Below are 19,824 nucleotides of genomic sequence, written 5' to 3' on the forward strand. Positions count from 1 at the left end.
GTGGTCGTGCCGCCGCCGGTCGCGGGGGCCGCCGCCGGGGCCGTGGACCCGGCGGTCACCGGCCGTGCCCGCCGTGCGGACCGCCGTGCCCCCCGCCGTCACCGGTGCCGCCCTCGCGGCCCGTGTCGCCGCTGGGGTCCGACGACCGCATGCCCGGCGCGACCGGCCCCACCGCCGAGCCGACCCGGTGGGCGACGGCGAAGACGACGACGAGCAGCACGACGAAGCCGAGCAGCGCGGGCGGCGGCCGCCACCACCGCACACCTGACGGTGCGCGGTCGGAACCCGCCGTACGCGCGGTGGTTGGACGCTCGTCTGCCATCGAGGCTCCCGTGACTGGTTTGGCGGTACGGGGCTGCGGACACCCGGCACGGGCAGGTGGTCGTGCGGGCGGGGCGGCGGGTTCCCGGGTGTTGTCGGGGTGTTGTCGCGCCGCCCGCACATGTGACACGTGCCATGCGACCGTGTCGTGGTTGGGCCGATCGGGTGACTTGCGTAAGAATTGCCGGGTGCAGACGTTGAGGACGAGCCAGGACGGGGTTGCTCTGTGACCAGCCACGAAGCCACCGACGAACAGTGGGAGGGGCTCGCCCAGGTAGTACCGCTGCGCGGCCGCAACGAGTGGCCGTCGTGGCCGGGACACGACGCCCTGCCCGACGCGGAGACGGAGGCGCGCCGGCGCTTCATCGTCACGCGCGTGAACATCTTCGCGGACGCCCGCGACGTCGCCGAGTACCTCATGGCGCAGACTCCGGTCCTGCTCGACCTGTCCGGCGCCGAGACCGAAGTCGCCAAACGCGTCCTGGACTTCAGCAGCGGCGTGGTCTTCGGCCTCGGCTGCGGCATGCACCGCGTGGAGAAGAACGTCTTCCTCCTGTCACCGCCCGACACGGAGGTCCAGGGCCTCGTGGAGGCGGCGACCGGCATCTGACCGGCGCTCTCCGCGCTCGGGTGATCTAGCCCACCCCACCCCGCCACGTGGGACTTCGGGGCGTGATCCCTCGATCGTGCGAAGGTCCTGCGGACGGAACGGTTCGGCTGCGACGGCGGTCATAACGTCCGGTCATGAGTGTGCACTCCCGCCGGGCGCCCGCGCAGGAGCGGACGGCCCGCGCCAGGCCCCGCGTCACCGAGCTGCGTCTCTCCGCCTTCGAGGGACATCGGCGTGCCGCGTTCCCGCTCGGTCCGCTCACTCTGTTCGCGGGGCCGAGCGGCAGCGGGAAGACCAGCGCGCTCCGGGCGTACGAGGCGTTGGCGCTGCTCGGTGCGGGCGCCGAACTGATCGACGTCTTCCCGCAGCCCGCCCGCTGTGTGCCCGAGCGGGCGCGCGCCGACGGCCAGGCCCGCCGCGGCTTCCGCATCGGCTGCACGGTCGACGGCCCCGCTGGCCCCGTACGCCTCGACGTGGCCGTCCAGGCCGAACCGGAACTGCGCATCGCGGGCGAGCGGTTGACGCGCGACGGACTCACCCTCCTGGAGACGGCCCTGCGCGACCCCGGCCGCCGCGCCGTCCAGGCGGCCTGGCACACCGCGGGCGCCGCGCCCGTCACTCGCGCGCCCCTGCCCGACGACCGCCTCGGCACGGCCCTGCTGCCGCTGCGCGTCGCGGGCAAGACCGACGGCCAGCGCCTGGTGCTCGCCGCCGCCGAACAGGTCGTCGTCGCCCTGCGCTCGGTGTTCGCCTGCGACCCCCACCCCACCCGCATGCGCGAGCCCGTGCCGCCGGGACTCGTCGGCACCGGCCGCCTCCTCGGGGGCTGCGACAACCTCGCGGAGGTCCTGTGGCGCACCCGTACCGAGTGCGGCACCCGGCACGCCCAGCTCGTGACCGCGCTGCGCGCCGGGTGCGCGGGGCCCGTCGCCGACGTACGCGCCGAGGAGACGCGGGACGGCGCCCTGCGGGCACTGCTCGACCGCGGTGACGGCGTACGCACCTCCATGGGCCGCCTCGGCGACGGCGAACTGCGCTATCTGGCCCTCGCCCTGGTCCTGCTCACCGGCCCCCGGGTCCTCGAGGTCGACCCGGCGGCGGAGGTCCCCGAGGCCTACCAGAGCCTCACGGTCCTCGCCGACGGCTTCGACCGCTGTCTGGACCAGCGCCAGAAGCGGGCCATCGCCGACCTCGCGGCCCGTATGTGCGCCCGCGGCCACCTGCGCCTGATCGGTGCCGTGGCCGACGCCGCCTGGGCCGCGACGGCGGACGGCGTGACCGTGGTGGACCTGGGGCGGCCCGGGCCCGCCGGGATGTAGTTGACTGGGGGCCGTGACAGATCATGACGTAGCGGGACTGCAACGCAGGCTGGCCGAGTTCGCGGCCGCGCGCGACTGGGAGCGCTATCACACGCCCAAGAACCTGGCCGCCGCGCTCAGCGTGGAGGCCGCCGAACTCGTGGAGATCTTCCAGTGGCTGACCCCGGAGGAGTCGGCGCGCATCATGGAAGACCCGGAGTCGGCGCACCGCGTGACCGACGAGGTCGCCGACGTCCTCGCCTATCTGCTCCAGTTCTGCGGCAGGCTCGGCATCGACCCGCTCACGGCGCTCGCGGCGAAGATCGACCGGAACGAGCACCGCTTCCCCGTGCCCTAGCCCCGCTCCCGTCCCACCCCGTGGGTCCCGGCGGCTCCACCGCATGACGGCCGCACCGCTCGACCGCACCGCCCAGCCGCACCGCTCGACCGCACCGCTCGACCGCACCGTTCGGCCGCTCCAGGGCGCAACCGGTGCTGAGCCCCCGGCATTCACGGCGCACTCGGTGCGCACCCCCGCCCCTCAAGTCCTGCGCCGTCACCACCCGTTGGACATGCCGAAAGCCCCCCAAAGACACCTCTTCGTCACTCTCCGAAGTCAATGCATTGTCCATTGGCGAATTTTTGTCCACAGATTTCAGGCTTCCTCTGGCTTTTCGTCCTGAAGGCGCTCACTGTGGGTAGTGGTTAGGGGAGTTCGGTTGCACGTGCTGTGTGTGGGCGCGGAATGAATGGGGACGGCGCATGGATGCGATGCGACTCATCGAGGCGAGCAGGTGCGCCCTGGCGCGAAGTCGGGAGTCCGCCTCCCTGGTGGCGGAGGTGTGGCAATCCCAGGCTCTGGCGCAGGCGATCGGCAGCCGCCTCGCGGTCGCGGGCCCCCCGGAGTTACGGGGCGAGGCCCTCGGCCTCAGCGAGCTGAGCGGCCGGGGCTGCGCGGTCCTGAGCCACCCCCCGCCGACGCCCCAGGAGATACGGGCGGCGAAGCTCACGACGATAGGCGATGCCCACGACACCCTCCTCCGCCTCGGCGTGCTCCTCGGTGAAGTGGGCATCGCCCTGGTCACGGTGGCGATGGGCGCCGAGGACGAGGGGGTGTACTGGCAGTGCATGGAGGCCATCGACGCGGCGGACGAGGCCAGGGACCGCGTCCTGGAGATGCTCCGCAGACTCGCCGCACGGGCGCGCGACACCCCCGAGCCCTCGGGGACCCGCCCCGTCTGCTGAGCCGGACCACCACCCTCGCCCCCCCGCGGGCGCCGCCAGCCCTACCCGCGACCGTTCCGCGTGCCTTCGCCGTTCTGGGCCCCTCGGGCGTTGCGTGCGCCTTCGCTGTTGCGCGCCCATCGGCCGTTGCGTGCGCCTTCGCCGTTCCGGGCCCCTCGGCCGTTCCGCGCGCCTTCGCTGTTGCGCGCCCGTCCGCCGTTGTGCGCCCGCTCACCCTTCCGCCGCCGCGACACGTCGCCCCCTCGACCCGTACCCCGCCCCCGCGGGAGGCGCACCCCGGCCCACGATCCCCCGCGCGGCACGATCACCGGGACGCCCGCGCCCCCGCCGCCGTACGCACGGTTCCCACCCGACCGGGGCGGCGGCGCCCGCCCGGGCCGGAGAACGTCCACGGGCGTTCGAGCGTGCAGGATGGACCCATGGACCTTCGCATCTTCACCGAGCCCCAGCAGGGGGCCACCTATGACACGCTGCTCACCGTCGCCAAGGCCACCGAGGACCTGGGCTTCGACGCCTTCTTCCGCTCCGACCACTATCTGCGCATGGGTTCGGCCGACGGCCTGCCGGGACCCACGGACGCCTGGATCACGCTGGCGGGCCTCGCACGCGAGACGAAGCGCATCCGGCTCGGGACGCTCATGACGGCCGGTACCTTCCGGCTGCCGGGCGTGCTCGCCATCCAGGTGGCCCAGGTCGACCAGATGTCCGGCGGCCGGGTGGAGCTCGGACTCGGAGCGGGCTGGTTCGAGGAGGAGCACAAGGCGTACGGCATCCCGTTCCCGAAGGCGAAGTTCGCGCGCCTGGAGGAGCAGCTGGCGATCGTCACCGGCCTGTGGGCGACGGAGCCCGGCCGCACGTTCTCGTACGAGGGCACCCACTACCAGCTCACCGAATCGCCCGCGCTGCCCAAGCCCGCGCAGACCAAGGTGCCGGTCCTGATCGGCGGCCACGGCGCGACGCGCACACCCCGCCTCACCGCGCAGTACGCGGACGAGTTCAACATCCCGTTCGCCTCGATCGAGGACAGCGAGCGGCAGTTCGGCCGGGTGCGGGCCGCGGCCGAGCAGGCCGGGCGCAAGCCCGACGACCTGGTGTACTCCAGCGCCCTTGTGGCGTGCGTCGGCAAGGACGACGCCGAGGTCGCCCGGCGCGCGGCGGTCATCGGCCGCGATGTGGAGGAGCTGAAGGCCAACGGCCTCGCGGGCTCCCCGGCCGAGGTCGTCGACAAGATCGGCCGGTACGCGGAGATCGGTGCGAGCCGCGTCTACCTCCAGTGCCTGGACCTGGCCGACCTGGACCACCTCGAACTGATCTCGGCACAGGTGCAGTCGCAACTGGCCTGACCCGGGCGAGCCGGCCCGGCCCGGGGGAGCCGCTCCCACCCGGGCGAGCCCGGCCCGGCCCGGGCCGTGGGTGGACGCCGCCGCCGCACCCGGCAACCGCCCGCGACCTGCGGTCCTGCCCGCCGGAGCCGGAAAATCCTGGGTGCGGCCCGGGGGGCTTCGCTGTACGTTTGTGCAGGTGTTTCTGACCCTCACCACCACAGGCTCCGCCGAACGCCCCGCCACCGACCTCGGGTTCCTGCTGCACAAGCATCCCGACAAGGCGCAGGCGTTCACCACGTCCTACGGGCAGGCGCACGTCTTCTACCCCGAGGCGACCGAGGAGCGCTGCACGGCCGCGCTCCTCCTCGAAGTCGACCCCGTGGCGCTGGTACGGCGCGGCGGGGGCGGTGGGGGCAGGGGTCGCGGCGGCGCCCCGGACGCGGCGCTCGCGCAGTACGTGAACGACCGGCCGTACGCGGCGTCCTCGCTGCTTGCCGTCGCCCTGGGCGGAGTGTTCTCCAGCGCGCTGCGCGGTGTCTGCAAGGCCCTGCCCGAGCGGGCCGGACAGCCGCTGCCGCTGCGCGTGGAGGTGCCCGCGCTGCCCGCGCGCGGCGGCCCCGAGCTGGTGCGGGCGCTGTTCGAGCCGCTGGGCTGGACGGTCACGGCCGATCCCGTACCGCTCGACGCGCGCTTCCCCGACTGGGGCGACTCGCGGTACGTGCGCCTGGTCATCGAGGTGCCGGACGGCGTGCTGACCCTCGGCGCCGCCCTGCGCCACCTGTACGTACTCCTTCCGGTGCTCGACGACGCCAAGCACTACTGGGTCTCGGCCGACGAGGTCGACAAGCTGCTCCGCGCCGGCTCGGGCTGGCTCGCGGACCACCCCGAGCAGCGCCTGATCACCAGCCGCTACCTCGCGCGCCGCTGGTCCCTGACGCGTGCGGCCACCGAGCGACTCGAACTGGTCAGGCTCGCCGACGCCGACGACACGGACGTCGACGAGATCGACAACGCCGTCGCCGACGACGGCCCGGAAGAGGAACCGCCGGTGCCGCTCGCCGTGCGGCGCCGCGAGACGATCCTCGCCGCACTCGGCGCGACGGGCGCCACCCGCGTGCTCGACCTCGGCTGCGGCCAGGGCCAGTTGGTGCAGGCGCTCCTCAAGGACACGCGGTACACCCGGATCGTGGGTGTCGACGTGTCGATGCGCGCCCTGACCGTCGCCGCCCGGCGGCTGAAGCTGGAGCACCTGGGCGAGCGCCAGGCGGACCGCGTGGCACTCCTCCAGGGCTCGCTCGCGTACACCGACAAACGCCTCAAGGGGTACGACGCTGCGGTGCTCAGCGAGGTCGTCGAGCACGTCGACCCGGAGCGCCTTCCCGCCCTGGAGTACGCGGTGTTCGGCTCGGCGCGTCCGCGCACCGTCCTCGTGACGACGCCGAACGTCGAGTACAACGTCCGCTGGGAGTCCCTCCCGGCAGGCCACGTCCGCCACGGCGACCACCGCTTCGAGTGGACCCGCGAGGAGTTCCGCGCCTGGGCGGACGGGGTCGCCCGGCGGCACGCGTACACGGTGGAGTTCGCCCCCGTGGGCCCCGACGACCCCGAGGTGGGCCCGCCGACACAGATGGCGGTCTTCACCCGCACGGACGACGAGTCGCCGCGCACGGACGGCGGTGCGACACGCACGGACGACGGCGCGACACGCACGGACGAGAGCACCGGAAACGGAAACGAAAACGGAACCGGAACCGGAACCGGAAAGGGAGCGCAGGCCGCATGACGATGGAAAGAATCCGCCTCGCCGTCACCGACCTCTCCCTCGTCGTGCTCGTCGGCGCCACCGGATCGGGCAAGTCCACCTTCGCCCGGCGGCACTTCGCGCCCACCGAGGTGCTCTCCAGCGACTTCTGCCGGGGCCTGGTCGCCGACGACGAGAACGACCAGAGCGCGAGCGGCGACGCCTTCGACGTACTGCACTACATCGCGGGCAAGCGGCTGGCCGCAGGCCGCCGTACCGTCGTCGACGCCACCAACGTGCAGTCCGACAGCCGCAAGCAGCTCATCGAGCTGGCCAAGCGGCACGACGTGCTGCCCCTCGCCATCGTGCTGGACGTCCCCGAGGAGGTGTGCGCGGAGCGGAACGCCGCGCGCGCCGACCGCGCCGGACTGCCGCGCCGCGTCATCCAGCGCCACCAGCGCGAGCTGCGCCGCTCCGTCAAGCACCTGGAGCGCGAGGGCTTCCGCAAGGTGCACGTCCTGCGGGGCGTCGCGGAGATCGACCGCGCCGAGATCGTCACCGAGCGGCGCTACAACGACCTCAGACACCTCAGTGGCCCCTTCGACATCGTCGGCGACATCCACGGCTGCGCGAGCGAGCTGGAGACCCTGCTCGGCAAGCTCGGCTACGTCGACGGCGCGCACCCCGAGGGCCGCACCGCCGTGTTCGTCGGCGACCTCGTCGACCGCGGCCCGGACAGCCCCGGCGTCCTGCGCCGCGTCATGAGCATGGTCGCGAACGGCACCGCCCTGTGCGTACCCGGCAACCACGAGAACAAGCTCGGCCGCTATCTGAGGGGCCGGGGCGTGCAGCACACCCACGGCCTCGCCGAGACGATCGCGCAGCTTCAGGCGGAGGACGCCCGCGACCCCGACTTCCGGGCCCGGGTGCGGGAGTTCGTGGACGGCCTCGTCAGCCACTACGTCCTGGACGGCGGCAAGCTGGTGGTGTGCCACGCGGGTCTGCCGGAGAAGTACCACGGCCGCACCTCGGGCCGGGTGCGCTCGCACGCCCTGTACGGCGACACCACCGGCGAGACCGACGAGTTCGGCCTCCCCGTGCGCTACCCGTGGGCGGAGGACTACCGCGGCAGGGCCGCCGTCGTCTACGGCCACACACCGGTGCCCACGGCGACCTGGCTGAACAACACCATCTGCCTGGACACCGGCGCGGTCTTCGGCGGCAGACTCACCGCGCTGCGCTGGCCGGAGCGCGAGCTCGTCGACGTCCCCGCGGAGCGGGTCTGGTACGAACCCGCGAAGCCGCTGCGCACGGACGCGCCCGGCGGCCACGACGGCCGCCCCCTCGACCTCGGTGACGTGCACGGCCGCCGCGTCGTGGAGACCCGGCACGCGGGACGCGTCACCGTCCGCGAGGAGAACGCGGCGGCGGCCCTCGAGGTCATGAGCCGCTTCGCCGCCGACCCGCGCCTGGTGCCGTACCTGCCGCCCACGATGGCGCCGACGGCCACCTCGCGGCGCGAAGGCTACTTGGAGCACCCGGAGGAGGCCTTCGCGCAGTACCGGGCGGACGGCGTCGGGCGCGTCGTGTGCGAGGAGAAGCACATGGGCTCCCGCGCGGTGGTCCTGGTGTGCAAGGACGCGGACGCGGCCCGCGCCCGCTTCGGCGTCGACGGCCCCACGGGCGCGCTCTACACCCGCACGGGGCGCCCCTTCCTCGACGACGCCGCGCTCACCGACGAGGTGCTCGCCCGGGTACGGGCGGCCGTCGGCGCGGCCGGGCTGTGGAGGGACCTCGCGACCGACTGGCTGCTGCTCGACGCCGAGCTGATGCCGTGGTCCCTGAAGGCGGGGGGCCTGCTGCGCACGCAGTACGCCGCCGTGGGCGCCGCGGCCCGCGCGGTCTTCCCCGGCGCGCTCGCCGCCCTGGAGGCAGCCGCCGCGCGGGGCGTCGGCGGCGTCGGCATCCAGGACCTGCTCGACAAGCAGCGGCAACGCGCCGCGGACGCGTCCTCCTTCACCGACGCCTACCGCCGCTACTGCTGGCCGACCGACGGTCTCGACGGCGTGCACCTCGCGCCGTTCCAGATCCTGGCCGCCCGGGGCAGGAGCCTCGCCGCGCTGCCCCACGACGAGCAACTGGCACTGCTCGACCGCATGGTGGAGCACGACGGCACGGGCCTGCTGCGCACCACGCGCCGCCTGTACGTCGACACCGGCGACGAGGAGTCGGTGCGGGCGGGTGTCGACTGGTGGCTGGAGATGACGGGGCGCGGCGGCGAGGGCATGGTCGTCAAGCCCGCGGGCGCGCTGGCGCGCGACGGCAGGGGACGGCTCGTACAGCCCGGCATCAAGTGCCGGGGCCGCGAGTACCTGCGGATCGTCTACGGCCCGGAGTACACCCGTCCGGAGAACCTGGCGAGGCTCCGCGACCGCTCCCTCGGCCACAAGCGCTCGCTCGCCGTCCGGGAGTACGCACTCGGCCTCGAAGCCCTCGACCGGCTCGCGGACGGCGAGCCGCTGTGGCGGGTGCACGAGGCCGTGTTCGCGGTCCTCGCGCTCGAGTCGGAGCCGGTGGACCCGCGGCTGTGACGTGTACGTGGCCGCCCGCCCCCGGGACCCTGTCCCGGCGGGAGGGACGGCGGCCCCGGCACGTGCCGGGCGTCACTTGTCGTAGTTCGACGCGTGCGGGGGCGCCGGGCAGGTGAGGATGGTGGCATGGCATTCCACGTCGACTCCGAGGCCGGGCGGCTGCGCCGCGTCATACTGCACCGCCCCGATCTGGAGCTGAAACGGCTCACACCCACCAACAAGGACGCGCTGCTCTTCGACGACCTCCTGTGGGTGCGCAGGGCGAGGCAGGAACACGACGGCTTCGCCGACGTGCTGCGCGACCGCGGCGTCACGGTGCACCTCTTCGGCGACCTGCTGACCGAGGCACTGGACGTACCCGCGGCCCGGCTCCTCGTCCTGGACCGCGTCTTCGACGAGAAGGAGTACGGCCCGCTGGCCACCGACCACCTGCGGGCCTCCTTCGAGCCGCTGCCGTCGGCGGAGCTGGCCGAGGCGCTGATCGGCGGCATGACGAAGCGGGAGTACCTGGACCGGCACCCGGAGCCGACGTCCGTGCGCTTCCACTGCATGGACATGGACGACTTCCTGCTCCGGCCGCTGCCCAACCACCTGTTCACACGGGACACCTCCGCGTGGATCTACGACGGCGTGTCCATCAACGCGATGCGCTGGCCGGCCCGGCAGCGCGAGACCGTCCACTTCGAGGCGATCTACCAGTACCACCCGCTCTTCCACGGCCAGGGCTTCCACCTCTGGTCGCAGGGCCAGTCCGACTACCCCTCCACCATCGAGGGCGGTGACGTCCTGGTCCTCGGCAACGGCGCGGTGCTCATCGGCATGAGCGAGCGCACCACCCCGCAGGCCGTCGAGATGCTGGCGCACAAGCTGTTCGCCGCCGGGTCCGCGACCTCGATCGTGGCGCTCGACATGCCCAAGCGCCGGGCCTTCATGCACCTGGACACGGTCATGACGATGGTCGACGGCGACACGTTCACGCAGTACGCGGGCCTCGGCATGCTCCGCTCGTACACCATCGAGCCGGGTGTCGACGAGCGCGAGCTGAAGGTCACCGACCATCCGCCGGAGCACATGCACCGCGCCATCGCCGCCGCGCTCGGCCTCGGCGGCATCCGGGTCCTCACGGCCACCCAGGACGTGCACGCCGCCGAGCGCGAGCAGTGGGACGACGGCTGCAACGTGCTCGCGGTCGAGCCGGGCGTGGTCGTGGCCTACGAGCGGAACGCGACCACCAACACGTATCTGCGCAAGCAGGGCCTCGAAGTGATCGAGATCCTCGGCAGCGAGCTGGGCCGCGGCCGGGGCGGCCCGCGGTGCATGAGCTGTCCGGTGGAGCGGGGGCCGGTGGGGGGCTGAGGCGGGGCCGCACGGCTGACGGCACGGGGTCTGCATATAAATGTGAAAGGTCGTATAGACTTTCAAGGGTTCCCCCGCCCGCCTCTCCGCATGTGTACCTCAGGAGCGCCCCATGGCGACTGCCACCACCGGCCTCACCGGCCGCCACTTCCTCAAGGAGCTGGACTTCACGGCCGACGAGTTCCGCGGCCTGCTGGCCCTGGCCGCGGAACTGAAGGCGGCCAAGCGGGCCGGGGCGGAGACACGGCGCCTGAGCGGGCGGAACATCGCGCTGATCTTCGAGAAGGCGTCGACCCGCACCCGGTGCGCCTTCGAGGTGGCCGCCGCCGACCAGGGTGCCTCCACGACGTACATCGACCCCAGCGGGGCGCACATCGGCAAGAAGGAGTCCGTGCGGGACACCGCCCGGGTGCTCGGCCGGATGTACGACGCCATCCAGTTCCGCGGCGACGCCCAGGCCACCGTCGAGTCGCTCGCCGCCCACGCGGGCGTGCCCGTCTACAACGGCCTGACCGACGCCTGGCACCCCACCCAGATGCTCGCCGACGTCCTGACCATGACCGAGCACTGCGCCGAGCCCCTGGAGCGCATCGCCTATGCCTACCTCGGTGACGCCCGTCTGAACATGGGCAACTCCTACCTGGTCACCGGCGCCCTGCTCGGCATGGACGTGCGGATCGTGGCGCCCCGAGCGTACTGGCCCGCGGAGGCCGTCGTGGCCCGCGCCCGGACGCTCGCCGAGGCCAGCGGTGCGCGGATCACGCTCACCGAGGACATCTCCGAGGGCGTCGTGGGCGCCGACTTCGTCGCCACCGACGTCTGGGTGTCGATGGGGGAGCCCGCCGGCGTCTGGGACGAGCGGGTCGCTGACCTCGCGCCGTACGCGGTGACGATGGACGTGCTGCGCGCCACCGGCAACCCCGAGGTGAAGTTCCTGCACTGCCTGCCCGCCTTCCACGACCTGTCCACGCAGGTCGGACGCGAGGTCTGCGAGCGGCACGGCCTTTCGTCGCTGGAGGTGACCGACGAGGTCTTCGAGTCGGAGTGCTCGGTCGTCTTCGACGAGGCGGAGAATCGGATGCACACGATCAAGGCGGTCCTGGTGGCGACGCTCACCTGAGGACCCCCCGGCCCGCGCCTCCCGACCCGCGCCTCCCGCACCCCCCGGGTAGCCTCACCCGCACGAAACGCACCACCCGCACGAGCCGCACCGCCCGCACAAAACGCGATACCCGCACAGAACGCGATACCCGCACCACCGCACCACCGCACCAGAATCGAGTACCACCCCATGGGCCCCAACCGCCCGCCTGCCGCCTCCCGGCCGGGACGGCGTCTCAAGTCCCCGGACCTCCTCGTCGCCGAGTCCGGCGCGGACCTGGAGGGGCACGGCCTCGAGCGCACGATGGGCCTGTTCCAGCTCGTCTGCTTCGGTGTCGGCGCGATCGTCGGCACCGGCATCTTCGTCGGCCTGTCCGACAGCGTCGCCGAAGCCGGGCCCGCGGTCGCGGTGTCCTATGTCCTGGCGGCCGTGACCTGCGTCTTCACCGCGTTCTCGTTCGCGGAGCTGGGCGGCGCGATCCCCGTGTCGGGCAGCTCGTACTCGTTCGCGTACGCGACGCTCGGCGAGCGCACCGCGTTCCTGGTCGGCTGGTGCCTGCTGCTCGAGTACGGGGTCTCGGTGTCGGCCGTCGCGGTCGGCTGGAGCCAGTACCTGAACGAGCTGCTCGACAGCCTCACCGGATGGCGGCTGCCCGCCGCCCTGTCCGCGGGCCCGGGCGACGGCGGCGCCGTCAACCTCCCCGCCGTCGTGGTGATCGCCCTCGCCGCCGTGCTCCTCGTCCGCGGGGTGCGCGAGAGCGCGCGGGCCACCGCCGCGATGGCGGTCCTGAAGATCGGCGTCCTGCTGCTGTTCCTGGCCATCGCCTTCACGGCGTTCCGGGACGGCAACCTCACGCCGTTCGCGGGCGCCGGGGTCTCCGGCGTCACGGCGGGCGCCTCGCTCGCGTTCTTCTCGTTCATCGGCTTCGACGCGGTGACGACGGCGGGCGAGGAGGTGCGCGAGCCGCGCAGGAACATCCCCCTCGCCATCCTGATCTGCATCGGCGTGGTGACCCTGCTGTACGTCGCCGTGGCGCTCGCGGCCGTCGGCGCGCTCGGCGCGGACGAGGTCGCCGCCAGGCCCGCGGCGCTCTCGCTGATCGTCGACCAGGTCACCGGGTCCGCCGTGGGCGGCGGCGTCATCGCCTTCGGCGCGGTCGTGGCCATCGCTTCCGTGGTGCTCGCGGTCATGTACGGCCAGACCCGCATCCTGATGTCGATGTCCCGGGACGGCCTGATGCCGCGCGTCTTCGAACGGGTGTCGCCGCGGACCGCGACGCCCGCCGCGGGCACCTGGATCGTGGCCGCCGCCGTGGCCGTCCCCGCCGCCTTCTCGTCCCTGGACGTGGTCGTCGGCCTGACCACCATCGGCACGCTCGCGATCATGGCCGTGGTCAATGTGGCGGTACTGGCACTGCGCCGTGCGCACCCGGGGCTCGAACGGACGTTCAGGGTGCCGCTGTACCCGCTGAGCCCGCTCGCCGGCGTGGGCTTCTGCCTCTACCTGATCTGGGGTACGGGGTGGTCCACCTGGACGCAGTTCGCCGTGTTCCTGGCGGTGGGGGCCGGGGTGTACGCGCTGTACGGGCGCGGGCACTCGCGGCTCGGGCGCACGCGGGAGTCCGCGGCGGCCCCGCTCAGCGGTCCGCGGGCGCCGAGAGGGTGAACCAGACGGCCTTGCCGGACGCGGTGGGGCGGTGCCCGCACGACGAGCTGAGGGTGCGGATCAGGAGCAGGCCGCGCCCGTGCTCCTGCCAGGGGTCGGGCGCGGAGTCCGCCGACGGATCGGTCAGTTCGTACGGCGGTACGGGGCTGGAGTCGCGCACCTCGACCTGGCAGAGCGTCGGAAGCAGCTCGATGACTAGCTCTATCGGGTCGCGGCCCGCCGTGTGCTCGACGGCGTTGGCGACCAGCTCCGCCGTGAGCAGCTCCGCGGTGTCGGTGTCCGCGGTGGAGCCGATGTCCGTGAGGGCCGTGCGGACCAGGGCACGTGCGATCGGCACCGCTGCCGTGGTGTGCGGCAGGGCGATGCGCCACGAGGCGGGGGAGTGATCGTCGGCCAAAGCGGGTCCGTTCGAGGTGCGGGTGGTCCGAGCAGGCGGCCTTTGTGCGGTCCTGTCTTCAACCGTACGAATCCTAAGCGGAGCGGCGACAGGGACCACCGTCGGCCGGTTCGGCGGCCCATGCCGGGAAATGAGAGGACGTATGCCTCTGATGAAGGACGTATACCCCTCGCTATATCGCGTACTCATGACGACAGTCATCGATGGGTGATAACTTCGGAGGGAAGAGGGACAGAAACGGGACGTGACGGGCACTCCCTTGTCATCCCGTCATCCCGTCATCCCGTCATCCCGTCATTACGTCGTCCCGTCACCCTGTCGTCCCGAGACGCCCGTCACCGCCGGCTCCGCCGCCCCCGTCCGAGGAGGCCGCACGTCATGAGTCCCTTCACCGGATCCACCGCCCGCACCCCCGAGTGGCGCCATCTGAACCTGGCGGTCGACGACGGCGTCGCGACCGTCACCCTCGCCCGCCCCGAGAAGCTGAACGCGCTCACCTTCGGCGCGTACGCCGACCTGCGCGACCTGCTCGCCGAACTGTCCCGGGAGCGGTCCGTGCGGGCGCTCGTCCTCGGCGGCGAGGGGCGCGGCTTCTGCTCCGGCGGTGACGTGGACGAGATCATCGGCGCGACGCTCGCCATGGACACCGCGCAGCTGCTCGACTTCAACCGCATGACGGGCCAGGTCGTGCGGGCCCTGCGCGAGTGCCCGTTCCCGGTGGTGGCCGCGGTGCACGGGGTGGCCGCGGGCGCGGGCGCGGTGCTCGCGCTCGCCGCGGACTTCCGGGTCGCCGACCCCTCGGCCCGGTTCGCGTTCCTGTTCACCAAGGTCGGGCTCTCCGGCGGTGACATGGGCGCCGCCTATCTGCTGCCGCGCGTCGTCGGGCTCGGCCACGCCACGCGACTGCTGATGCTGGGGGAGCCGGTGCGGGCACCCGAGGCCGAACGGATCGGCCTGATCAGCGAGCTGACGGACGAGGGCAGGGCCGCCGGGTCCGCGGCCGCCCTGGCCCGCCGCCTCGCCGAGGGCCCCGCCCTCGCGTACGCCCAGACGAAGGCGCTGCTCACCGCCGAACTCGACATGCCGCTCGCGGCCGCCGTCGAGATGGACGCGGCCACCCAGGCACTCCTGATGAACGGCGAGGACTACGCCGAGTTCCACGCGGCGTTCACCGGGAAGCGGCCGCCGCAGTGGCGGGGGCGGTGACCGCGGTGGCCCCGGGGGAGCGGGGCGCGGGGCGGGCGGCCCGCCGCGTCGCCGTCATCGGGGGCGGCCCCGGCGGCCTGTACGCGGCCGCCCTGCTCAAGCGGCTCGCCCCGGAGCGCGAGGTCACCGTCTGGGAGCGGAACGCCCCCGAGGACACCTTCGGCTTCGGCGTGGTCCTCTCCGACGAGACCCTCGGCGGCATCGAGCACGCCGACCCGGTGGTGTACGCGGCGCTGCGCAGGGAGTTCGTCCGCTGGGACGACATCGACATCGTGCACCGCGGCACCCGCCACACCTCCGGCGGCCACGGCTTCGCCGCGCTCGGGCGGCGCACCCTGCTCGCCGTCCTGCACGAGCGCTGCCGCGACCTGGGCGTCGACCTCCGCTTCCGTACCGAGGCGCCGCCCGCCGCCGCGCTCGCCACGGAGTACGACCTGGTGATCGCCGCGGACGGCGTGCACAGCGCGACCCGCGGCGCGCACGCCGACGTCTTCCGCCCCGCCCTCACCACGCACCGCTGCCGCTACATCTGGCTCGCCGCCGACTTCGCCCTCGACGCCTTCCGCTTCGAGATCGCCGAGACCGGGCACGGCGTGATGCAGCTGCACGGCTACCCCTACGAGGCGGCGACGGACACGGCACCCGGCGCGTCCACGGTCATCGTCGAGATGCGCGAGGAGGTGTGGCGGGCGGCCGGGTTCCCCGACCTGGACGCCGCCCAGTCCGTCGAACGCTGCGCCAAGCTCTTCGCGGACACCCTCGGCGGCCGCCCGCTGCGCTCTAACAACTCCTCCTGGCTCACCTTCCGCACGGTCGTCAACGACCACTGGTCGCACGGCAACATCGTCCTGCTCGGCGACGCCGCCCACACCGCGCACTTCTCCATCGGCTCCGGCACCAAGCTCGCCGTGGAGGACGCCCTCGCCCTCGTCGCCTGCCTGCACGAGCACGGTGACCTGGCCGCGGCCCTCACCGCGTACGAGGCCGAGCGCCGCCCCGTGGTCGCCTCCACGCAGCGTGCCGCCCGCGCCAGCCTCCAGTGGTTCGAGGAACTGCCGCTGTACCTGGACCAGCAGCCCCGGCAGTTCGCGTTCAACCTGCTCACCCGCAGCCGCCGCGTCACGCACGACAACCTGCGCCTGCGCGACGCGTGCTTCACCGCGGCCGTGGAGCGGGACTTCGGCTGTCCGCCCGGCACCCCGCCCATGTTCACGCCCTTCCGCCTCCGCGACCTCGAACTGCGCAACCGCGTCGTCGTCTCCCCCATGGACATGTACTCCGCCGTGGACGGTGTGCCCGGCGACTTCCACCTGGTCCACCTGGGGGCGCGGGCACTCGGCGGGGCGGGCCTCGTCATGACGGAGATGGTGTGCGTGAGCGAGCGCGGCCGGATCACGCCGGGCTGCGCGGGCCTGTACACCGACGCGCAGGCCGCCGCCTGGACCCGGATCGTCGACTTCGCCCACACCCAGGCGCCCGGCACGGCCCTCGGTGTCCAGCTCGGCCACTCCGGGCGCAAGGGCTCCACGAAACTGATGTGGGAGGGCATCGACGAGCCGCTGCCCGCCGCCAACTGGCCGCTCCTCGCCCCGTCCCCCCTTCCGTACGGCCCCCTGAGCCAGACCCCCGAGGAACTGGACGCGGCCGGTCTGTCCGCGATCCGCGAGGAGTTCACCACCGCGGCCCGCCGCGCCGCCGACTGCGGCTTCGACCTCCTCGAACTCCACTGCGCCCACGGCTACCTCCTCTCCTCCTTCCTCTCCCCGCTCACCAACCACCGCACGGACGCCTACGGCGGCTCGCTCGAGGCGCGCCTCCGCTTCCCCCTCGAGGTCTTCGACGCGGTACGCGAGGTCTGGCCGGCCTCGCGCCCCATGACCGTCCGCGTCTCCGCCACGGACTGGGCGCGGGGCGGCACCACGGCGGACGACGCGGTCGCCGTGGCCCGCGCGTTCGCCGCGCACGGCGCCGACGCCGTCGACGTCTCCACCGGCCAGGTCGTCCCCGGCGAACGCCCCGCCTACGGCCGCTCCTACCAGACCCCGTTCGCCGACCGCATCCGCAACGAGACGGGCATCCCCGTCATCGCCGTCGGCGCCATCTCCTCCTGGGACGACGTCAACTCCCTGCTCCTCGCGGGCCGCACCGACCTCTGCGCCCTCGCCCGCCCCCACCTCTACGACCCGAACTGGACCCTGCACGCGGCAGCCGAACAGAACTACACGGGCCCCGGCGTCTCCTGGCCCGTCCAGTACCGCGCGGGCAGCCGCCGCCCCCAGACAGGCCGCACGGACGCCCCGAAGCCCCGCCTCTCCCTGACCCCATGACCTGGCGAAGCCCCGCCAGGCACGCCTGGCAGGGCCGCGGCGTACTGCTCCGGCACCCCCATTCCCGTCAGGTCCTCGTTCTGACCGCCGAACGGCTGCACCACGGTCAAGACCCCGCCACGAACTGGGCCCCCGCCCCCCGCAGCCGCCCGTCCAACCCCCGGAACACCTCCGCCGCCCTGCTCCCCGGCCACCCCTCCGGCAGGAGCTCCGCGGGTAGGCCCGGGTCGGCGTAGGGGAGGTGGCGCCAGGAGTCGAGGGCCAGGAGGTGGTCCCGGTAGGCCTCCTCGGGTGGGGTGTCGGGGCGGGACTGCCAGGCGCGCAGGACCGGTTCGTGGCGGTCGAGGAAGGTCTCGTGCTGCTTGGCGAGGGAGGCGAGGTCCCACCAGCGGGCCACGGCCTCGGCGGTGGGCGTGAAGCCGAGGTGGGTGCCGCGGAACAGGTCGACGTAGGGGGTGAGGCGCAGGCGGGTCAGGGTGTGGCGGGTCTCCTCGTGGAGGTGGGCGGGGGCGATCCACACGCCGGGCGCCGCCGCGCCGAAGCCGAGGCCCGCGAGGCGGGAGCGCAGCACGTGCCGCTTGCTGCGCTCGGCCTCGGGGACCGAGAAGACGGCGATGACCCAGCCGGAGTCGGACCGGTCGTCGCGCGGCGCGTAGATGCGGCGGTCGCCGTCCTCCAGGAGCTGGCGGGCGTCGGCGGAGAGGGCGTACCCCGCCCCGCCCGTCTCCGTACGCGCGGGAACCAGCAGCCCCCTGCGCTTCAGCCGCGACACCGACGAGCGCACGGACGGCGCGTCCACGCCCACCGGGGCGAGGAGGCGAACCAGTTCGGCGACCGCGACGGGACCGGGCGCGGCCCGTCCGTACGCGCCGTAGAAGCTGACGATCAGGGACCTGGGAGTGTGCTGCGGGTGCTGCTCGGACACGTGATCACTCTAGGCCCCGCCCGCGGGCCCCGGCTCCCGCAGCCGGAACCGCTGTAGCTTGCCCGTCGCCGTCCGCGGCAGCGCGGCGAGGAACACCACCTCGCGCGGGCACTTGTACGGCACCAGCTCCGCCTTGACGAACTCCCGCAGCCGCTCGGCGTCCGCCACCGCGCCCGCGCGCAGCACCACGTACGCCACCACCACCTGCCCGCGCCGCTCGTCGGGGCGGCCCACGACGGCCGTCTCCACCACGTCCGGATGGCGGAGCAGGGCCTCCTCGACCTCCGGGCCCGCGATGTTGTACCCCGCCGATATGATCATGTCGTCCGCGCGCGCCACGTAACGGAAGTAGCCGTCGGCGTCCCGTACATAGGTGTCGCCGGTGATGTTCCAGCCGTGGCGGACGTACTCCCGCTGCCGCGGGTCGGCGAGGTACCGGCAGCCGATGGGCCCGCGCACCGCGAGCAGACCGGGCTCGCCGTCCGGTACCGGCGTGCCGCGGTCGTCGACCACGCGCGCGTGCCAGCCGGGCACGGGCAGGCCCGTCGTGCCGGGGCGGATCGCGTCGTCGGCCGCGGAGATGAAGATGTGGAGCAGCTCCGTCGCGCCGATGCCGTTGATGACGCGCAGGCCCGTGCGCTCGTGCCAGGCCCGCCAGGTCGCGGCGGGCAGGTTCTCGCCCGCGGAGACGCAGCGCCGCAGCGAGGACATGTCCTGGGGGGACGCGGAGTCCTCCAGCGCCTCCAGCATGGCGCGGTACGCCGTCGGTGCCGTGAACAGCACGCTCACGCGGTGTTCGGCGATCGCGGGCAGCAGCTGTTTGGGCCCCGCCTGCTCCAGGAGGAGCGAGGACGCGCCCACCCGCAAGGGAAAGACGACCAGGCCGCCGAGGCCGAAGGTGAAGCCCAGCGGGGGACTGCCCGCGAACACGTCGTCGGGACCGGCCTTGAGGACGTGGCGCCCGAAGGTGTCCGCGATCGCGAGCACGTCCCGGTGGAAGTGCATACAGCCCTTGGGGCGGCCCGTCGTACCCGAGGTGAACGCGATGAGCGCCACGTCGTCGGCCGCCGTGTCCACGGCCTCGTACGCTGACAACGGCGCTGCCGCCGTACGGGCGAGCAGGTCGTCGGGGCCCTCGCCGCCGTACGTCGTCACACGCAGCCCCGGCACCCCGGCCTTGGTCAGGTCGTCGACCGCGCGGACGTCGCACAGCGCGTGCGAGACCTGCGCGATCTCGCAGATCGTGGCCAGCTCCTGGGTGCGCTGCCGGTCCAGGACGGTCACCGCGACCGCCCCCGCCTTCATCACCGCGAGCCAGCAGGCGGCGAGCCACGGGGAGGTGGCGCCGCGCAGCAGCACCCGGTTGCCGGGGACGACGCCGAGTGCGCCGGTCAGCACGTGCGCGATGCGGTCGACCCGCTCCTGGAGCCCGCCGTACGTCCATACGGTGCCGTCGCCCGCGCGGAACGCGGGACGGTCCGCGCCGAACCGGCTCGCCGAGCGGTCGAGCAGTTCGACGCCGCAGTTCAGGCGGTCGGGACAGCGCAGCTCTGGCCGGTCGCGCAGCAGCACGGGCCACTGTTCGGGGGGCGGGAGATGCTCGCGCGCGAAGGTGTCGACGTGGCCTGAACGCTCCATGGTGCTTCGCCCCCTCGCCGGTCGGGCGTACGGGCCGGTCGGGCGTGGTGATGGCCGGCCCAACGAGCGTATCGTGA

At 73.3% G+C, this 19,824-nt stretch carries 16 protein-coding genes; 12 read left to right on the forward strand and 4 right to left on the reverse strand.

Translation table 11 applies throughout. The features are described from left to right. Positions 1–55 precede the first annotated feature (55 nt). Positions 56–322, reverse strand: a complete 267-nt coding sequence (locus ACH4DX_RS24005) for a hypothetical protein (protein WP_398156633.1) — start codon at positions 320–322, stop codon at positions 56–58. Between the two features lie 225 nt (positions 323–547). On the opposite strand from ACH4DX_RS24005, the gene ACH4DX_RS24010 reads away from it, so the two are divergent. The 10 genes from ACH4DX_RS24010 to ACH4DX_RS24055 all read left to right on the forward strand — a co-directional run bounded on the left by ACH4DX_RS24010 (position 548) and on the right by ACH4DX_RS24055 (position 13,254). Beyond that, positions 548–931, forward strand: coding sequence for a cell division protein SepF (locus ACH4DX_RS24010; RefSeq protein ID WP_398115689.1), 384 nt, complete (start codon positions 548–550; stop codon positions 929–931). A gap of 134 nt (positions 932–1,065) precedes the next feature. Beyond that, a complete protein-coding gene (locus tag ACH4DX_RS24015) occupies positions 1,066–2,250 on the forward strand; it encodes an AAA family ATPase (protein WP_398115687.1) in 1,185 nt (394 codons plus the stop codon). 13 nt (positions 2,251–2,263) lie between these two features. Then, positions 2,264–2,587, forward strand: a complete 324-nt coding sequence (locus tag ACH4DX_RS24020; RefSeq protein WP_398115685.1) for a nucleotide pyrophosphohydrolase — start codon at positions 2,264–2,266, stop codon at positions 2,585–2,587. Between the two features lie 404 nt (positions 2,588–2,991). Beyond that, on the forward strand, positions 2,992–3,474 hold the full coding sequence (locus ACH4DX_RS24025) for a DUF6099 family protein (protein WP_398115683.1): 483 nt from the start codon (positions 2,992–2,994) through the stop codon (positions 3,472–3,474). A 419-nt stretch (positions 3,475–3,893) separates the two neighbouring features. Continuing rightward, a complete protein-coding gene (locus ACH4DX_RS24030; protein ID WP_398156634.1) occupies positions 3,894–4,817 on the forward strand; it encodes an LLM class F420-dependent oxidoreductase in 924 nt (307 codons plus the stop codon). A gap of 178 nt (positions 4,818–4,995) precedes the next feature. Then, a complete protein-coding gene (locus ACH4DX_RS24035; RefSeq protein WP_398156635.1) occupies positions 4,996–6,582 on the forward strand; it encodes a 3' terminal RNA ribose 2'-O-methyltransferase Hen1 in 1,587 nt (528 codons plus the stop codon). Then, entirely contained in the window at positions 6,579–9,131 is a 2,553-nt protein-coding gene (locus ACH4DX_RS24040) for a polynucleotide kinase-phosphatase (protein ID WP_398156636.1), read from the forward strand. Before ACH4DX_RS24035 ends, ACH4DX_RS24040 begins: the two co-directional genes overlap by 4 nt. A gap of 126 nt (positions 9,132–9,257) precedes the next feature. Then, the gene (locus tag ACH4DX_RS24045) at positions 9,258–10,487 is read left to right on the forward strand and encodes an arginine deiminase (protein WP_398115676.1); all 1,230 of its coding nucleotides are present in this window, start codon (positions 9,258–9,260) and stop codon (positions 10,485–10,487) included. Between the two features lie 112 nt (positions 10,488–10,599). Beyond that, positions 10,600–11,607 carry an ornithine carbamoyltransferase gene (gene argF / locus ACH4DX_RS24050; protein ID WP_398156637.1) on the forward strand — a complete coding sequence of 336 codons (1,008 nt, stop codon included), beginning with the start codon at positions 10,600–10,602 and terminating at the stop codon, positions 11,605–11,607. A gap of 171 nt (positions 11,608–11,778) precedes the next feature. Then, on the forward strand, positions 11,779–13,254 hold the full coding sequence (locus ACH4DX_RS24055; protein ID WP_398156638.1) for an amino acid permease: 1,476 nt from the start codon (positions 11,779–11,781) through the stop codon (positions 13,252–13,254). Here the strand turns inward: ACH4DX_RS24055 and ACH4DX_RS24060 are convergent. Continuing rightward, positions 13,226–13,651 (reverse strand): ATP-binding protein, encoded by a 426-nt coding sequence (locus ACH4DX_RS24060; RefSeq protein ID WP_398115670.1) that lies wholly within the window; start codon positions 13,649–13,651, stop codon positions 13,226–13,228. The two genes, ACH4DX_RS24055 and ACH4DX_RS24060, sit on opposite strands and share 29 nt — an antisense overlap. 378 nt (positions 13,652–14,029) lie before the next feature. Here ACH4DX_RS24060 and ACH4DX_RS24065 point away from each other — a divergent pair, with 378 nt between their 5' ends. Further along, the gene (locus tag ACH4DX_RS24065; RefSeq protein WP_398115668.1) at positions 14,030–14,857 is read left to right on the forward strand and encodes an enoyl-CoA hydratase family protein; all 828 of its coding nucleotides are present in this window, start codon (positions 14,030–14,032) and stop codon (positions 14,855–14,857) included. Next, on the forward strand, positions 14,854–17,184 hold the full coding sequence (locus ACH4DX_RS24070; RefSeq protein WP_398156639.1) for a bifunctional salicylyl-CoA 5-hydroxylase/oxidoreductase: 2,331 nt from the start codon (positions 14,854–14,856) through the stop codon (positions 17,182–17,184). The genes ACH4DX_RS24065 and ACH4DX_RS24070 overlap by 4 nt, the downstream gene beginning before the upstream one ends. A gap of 106 nt (positions 17,185–17,290) precedes the next feature. On the opposite strand, the gene ACH4DX_RS24075 is transcribed toward ACH4DX_RS24070, so the two are convergent. Further along, complete coding sequence (locus tag ACH4DX_RS24075) at positions 17,291–18,109, reverse strand: PaaX family transcriptional regulator C-terminal domain-containing protein (RefSeq protein ID WP_398156640.1); 819 nt, start codon at positions 18,107–18,109, stop codon at positions 17,291–17,293. Positions 18,110–18,118: 9 nt separating this feature from the next. Beyond that, positions 18,119–19,747: an AMP-binding protein gene (locus ACH4DX_RS24080; RefSeq protein WP_398156641.1), complete on the reverse strand. Its 1,629-nt coding sequence runs from the start codon at positions 19,745–19,747 to the stop codon at positions 18,119–18,121. Positions 19,748–19,824 lie beyond the last annotated feature (77 nt).

Source organism: Streptomyces sp. NPDC017940 (assembly GCF_044328435.1).
Lineage (GTDB): Bacteria > Actinomycetota > Actinomycetes > Streptomycetales > Streptomycetaceae > Streptomyces.

What these genes read in the sequence shown, in the direction of transcription:
- ACH4DX_RS24065 (WP_398115668.1), top strand. Translation starts at nt 14,030, where the DNA reads ATGAGTCCCTTCACCGGATCCACCGCCCGCACCCCCGAGTGGCGCCAT.
- ACH4DX_RS24080 (WP_398156641.1), bottom strand. Translation starts at nt 19,747, where the DNA reads ATGGAGCGTTCAGGCCACGTCGACACCTTCGCGCGCGAGCATCTCCCG.
- argF (WP_398156637.1), top strand. Translation starts at nt 10,600, where the DNA reads ATGGCGACTGCCACCACCGGCCTCACCGGCCGCCACTTCCTCAAGGAG.
- ACH4DX_RS24055 (WP_398156638.1), top strand. Translation starts at nt 11,779, where the DNA reads ATGGGCCCCAACCGCCCGCCTGCCGCCTCCCGGCCGGGACGGCGTCTC.
- ACH4DX_RS24005 (WP_398156633.1), bottom strand. Translation starts at nt 322, where the DNA reads ATGGCAGACGAGCGTCCAACCACCGCGCGTACGGCGGGTTCCGACCGC.
- ACH4DX_RS24030 (WP_398156634.1), top strand. Translation starts at nt 3,894, where the DNA reads ATGGACCTTCGCATCTTCACCGAGCCCCAGCAGGGGGCCACCTATGAC.
- ACH4DX_RS24015 (WP_398115687.1), top strand. Translation starts at nt 1,066, where the DNA reads ATGAGTGTGCACTCCCGCCGGGCGCCCGCGCAGGAGCGGACGGCCCGC.
- ACH4DX_RS24025 (WP_398115683.1), top strand. Translation starts at nt 2,992, where the DNA reads ATGGATGCGATGCGACTCATCGAGGCGAGCAGGTGCGCCCTGGCGCGA.
- ACH4DX_RS24040 (WP_398156636.1), top strand. Translation starts at nt 6,579, where the DNA reads ATGACGATGGAAAGAATCCGCCTCGCCGTCACCGACCTCTCCCTCGTC.
- ACH4DX_RS24045 (WP_398115676.1), top strand. Translation starts at nt 9,258, where the DNA reads ATGGCATTCCACGTCGACTCCGAGGCCGGGCGGCTGCGCCGCGTCATA.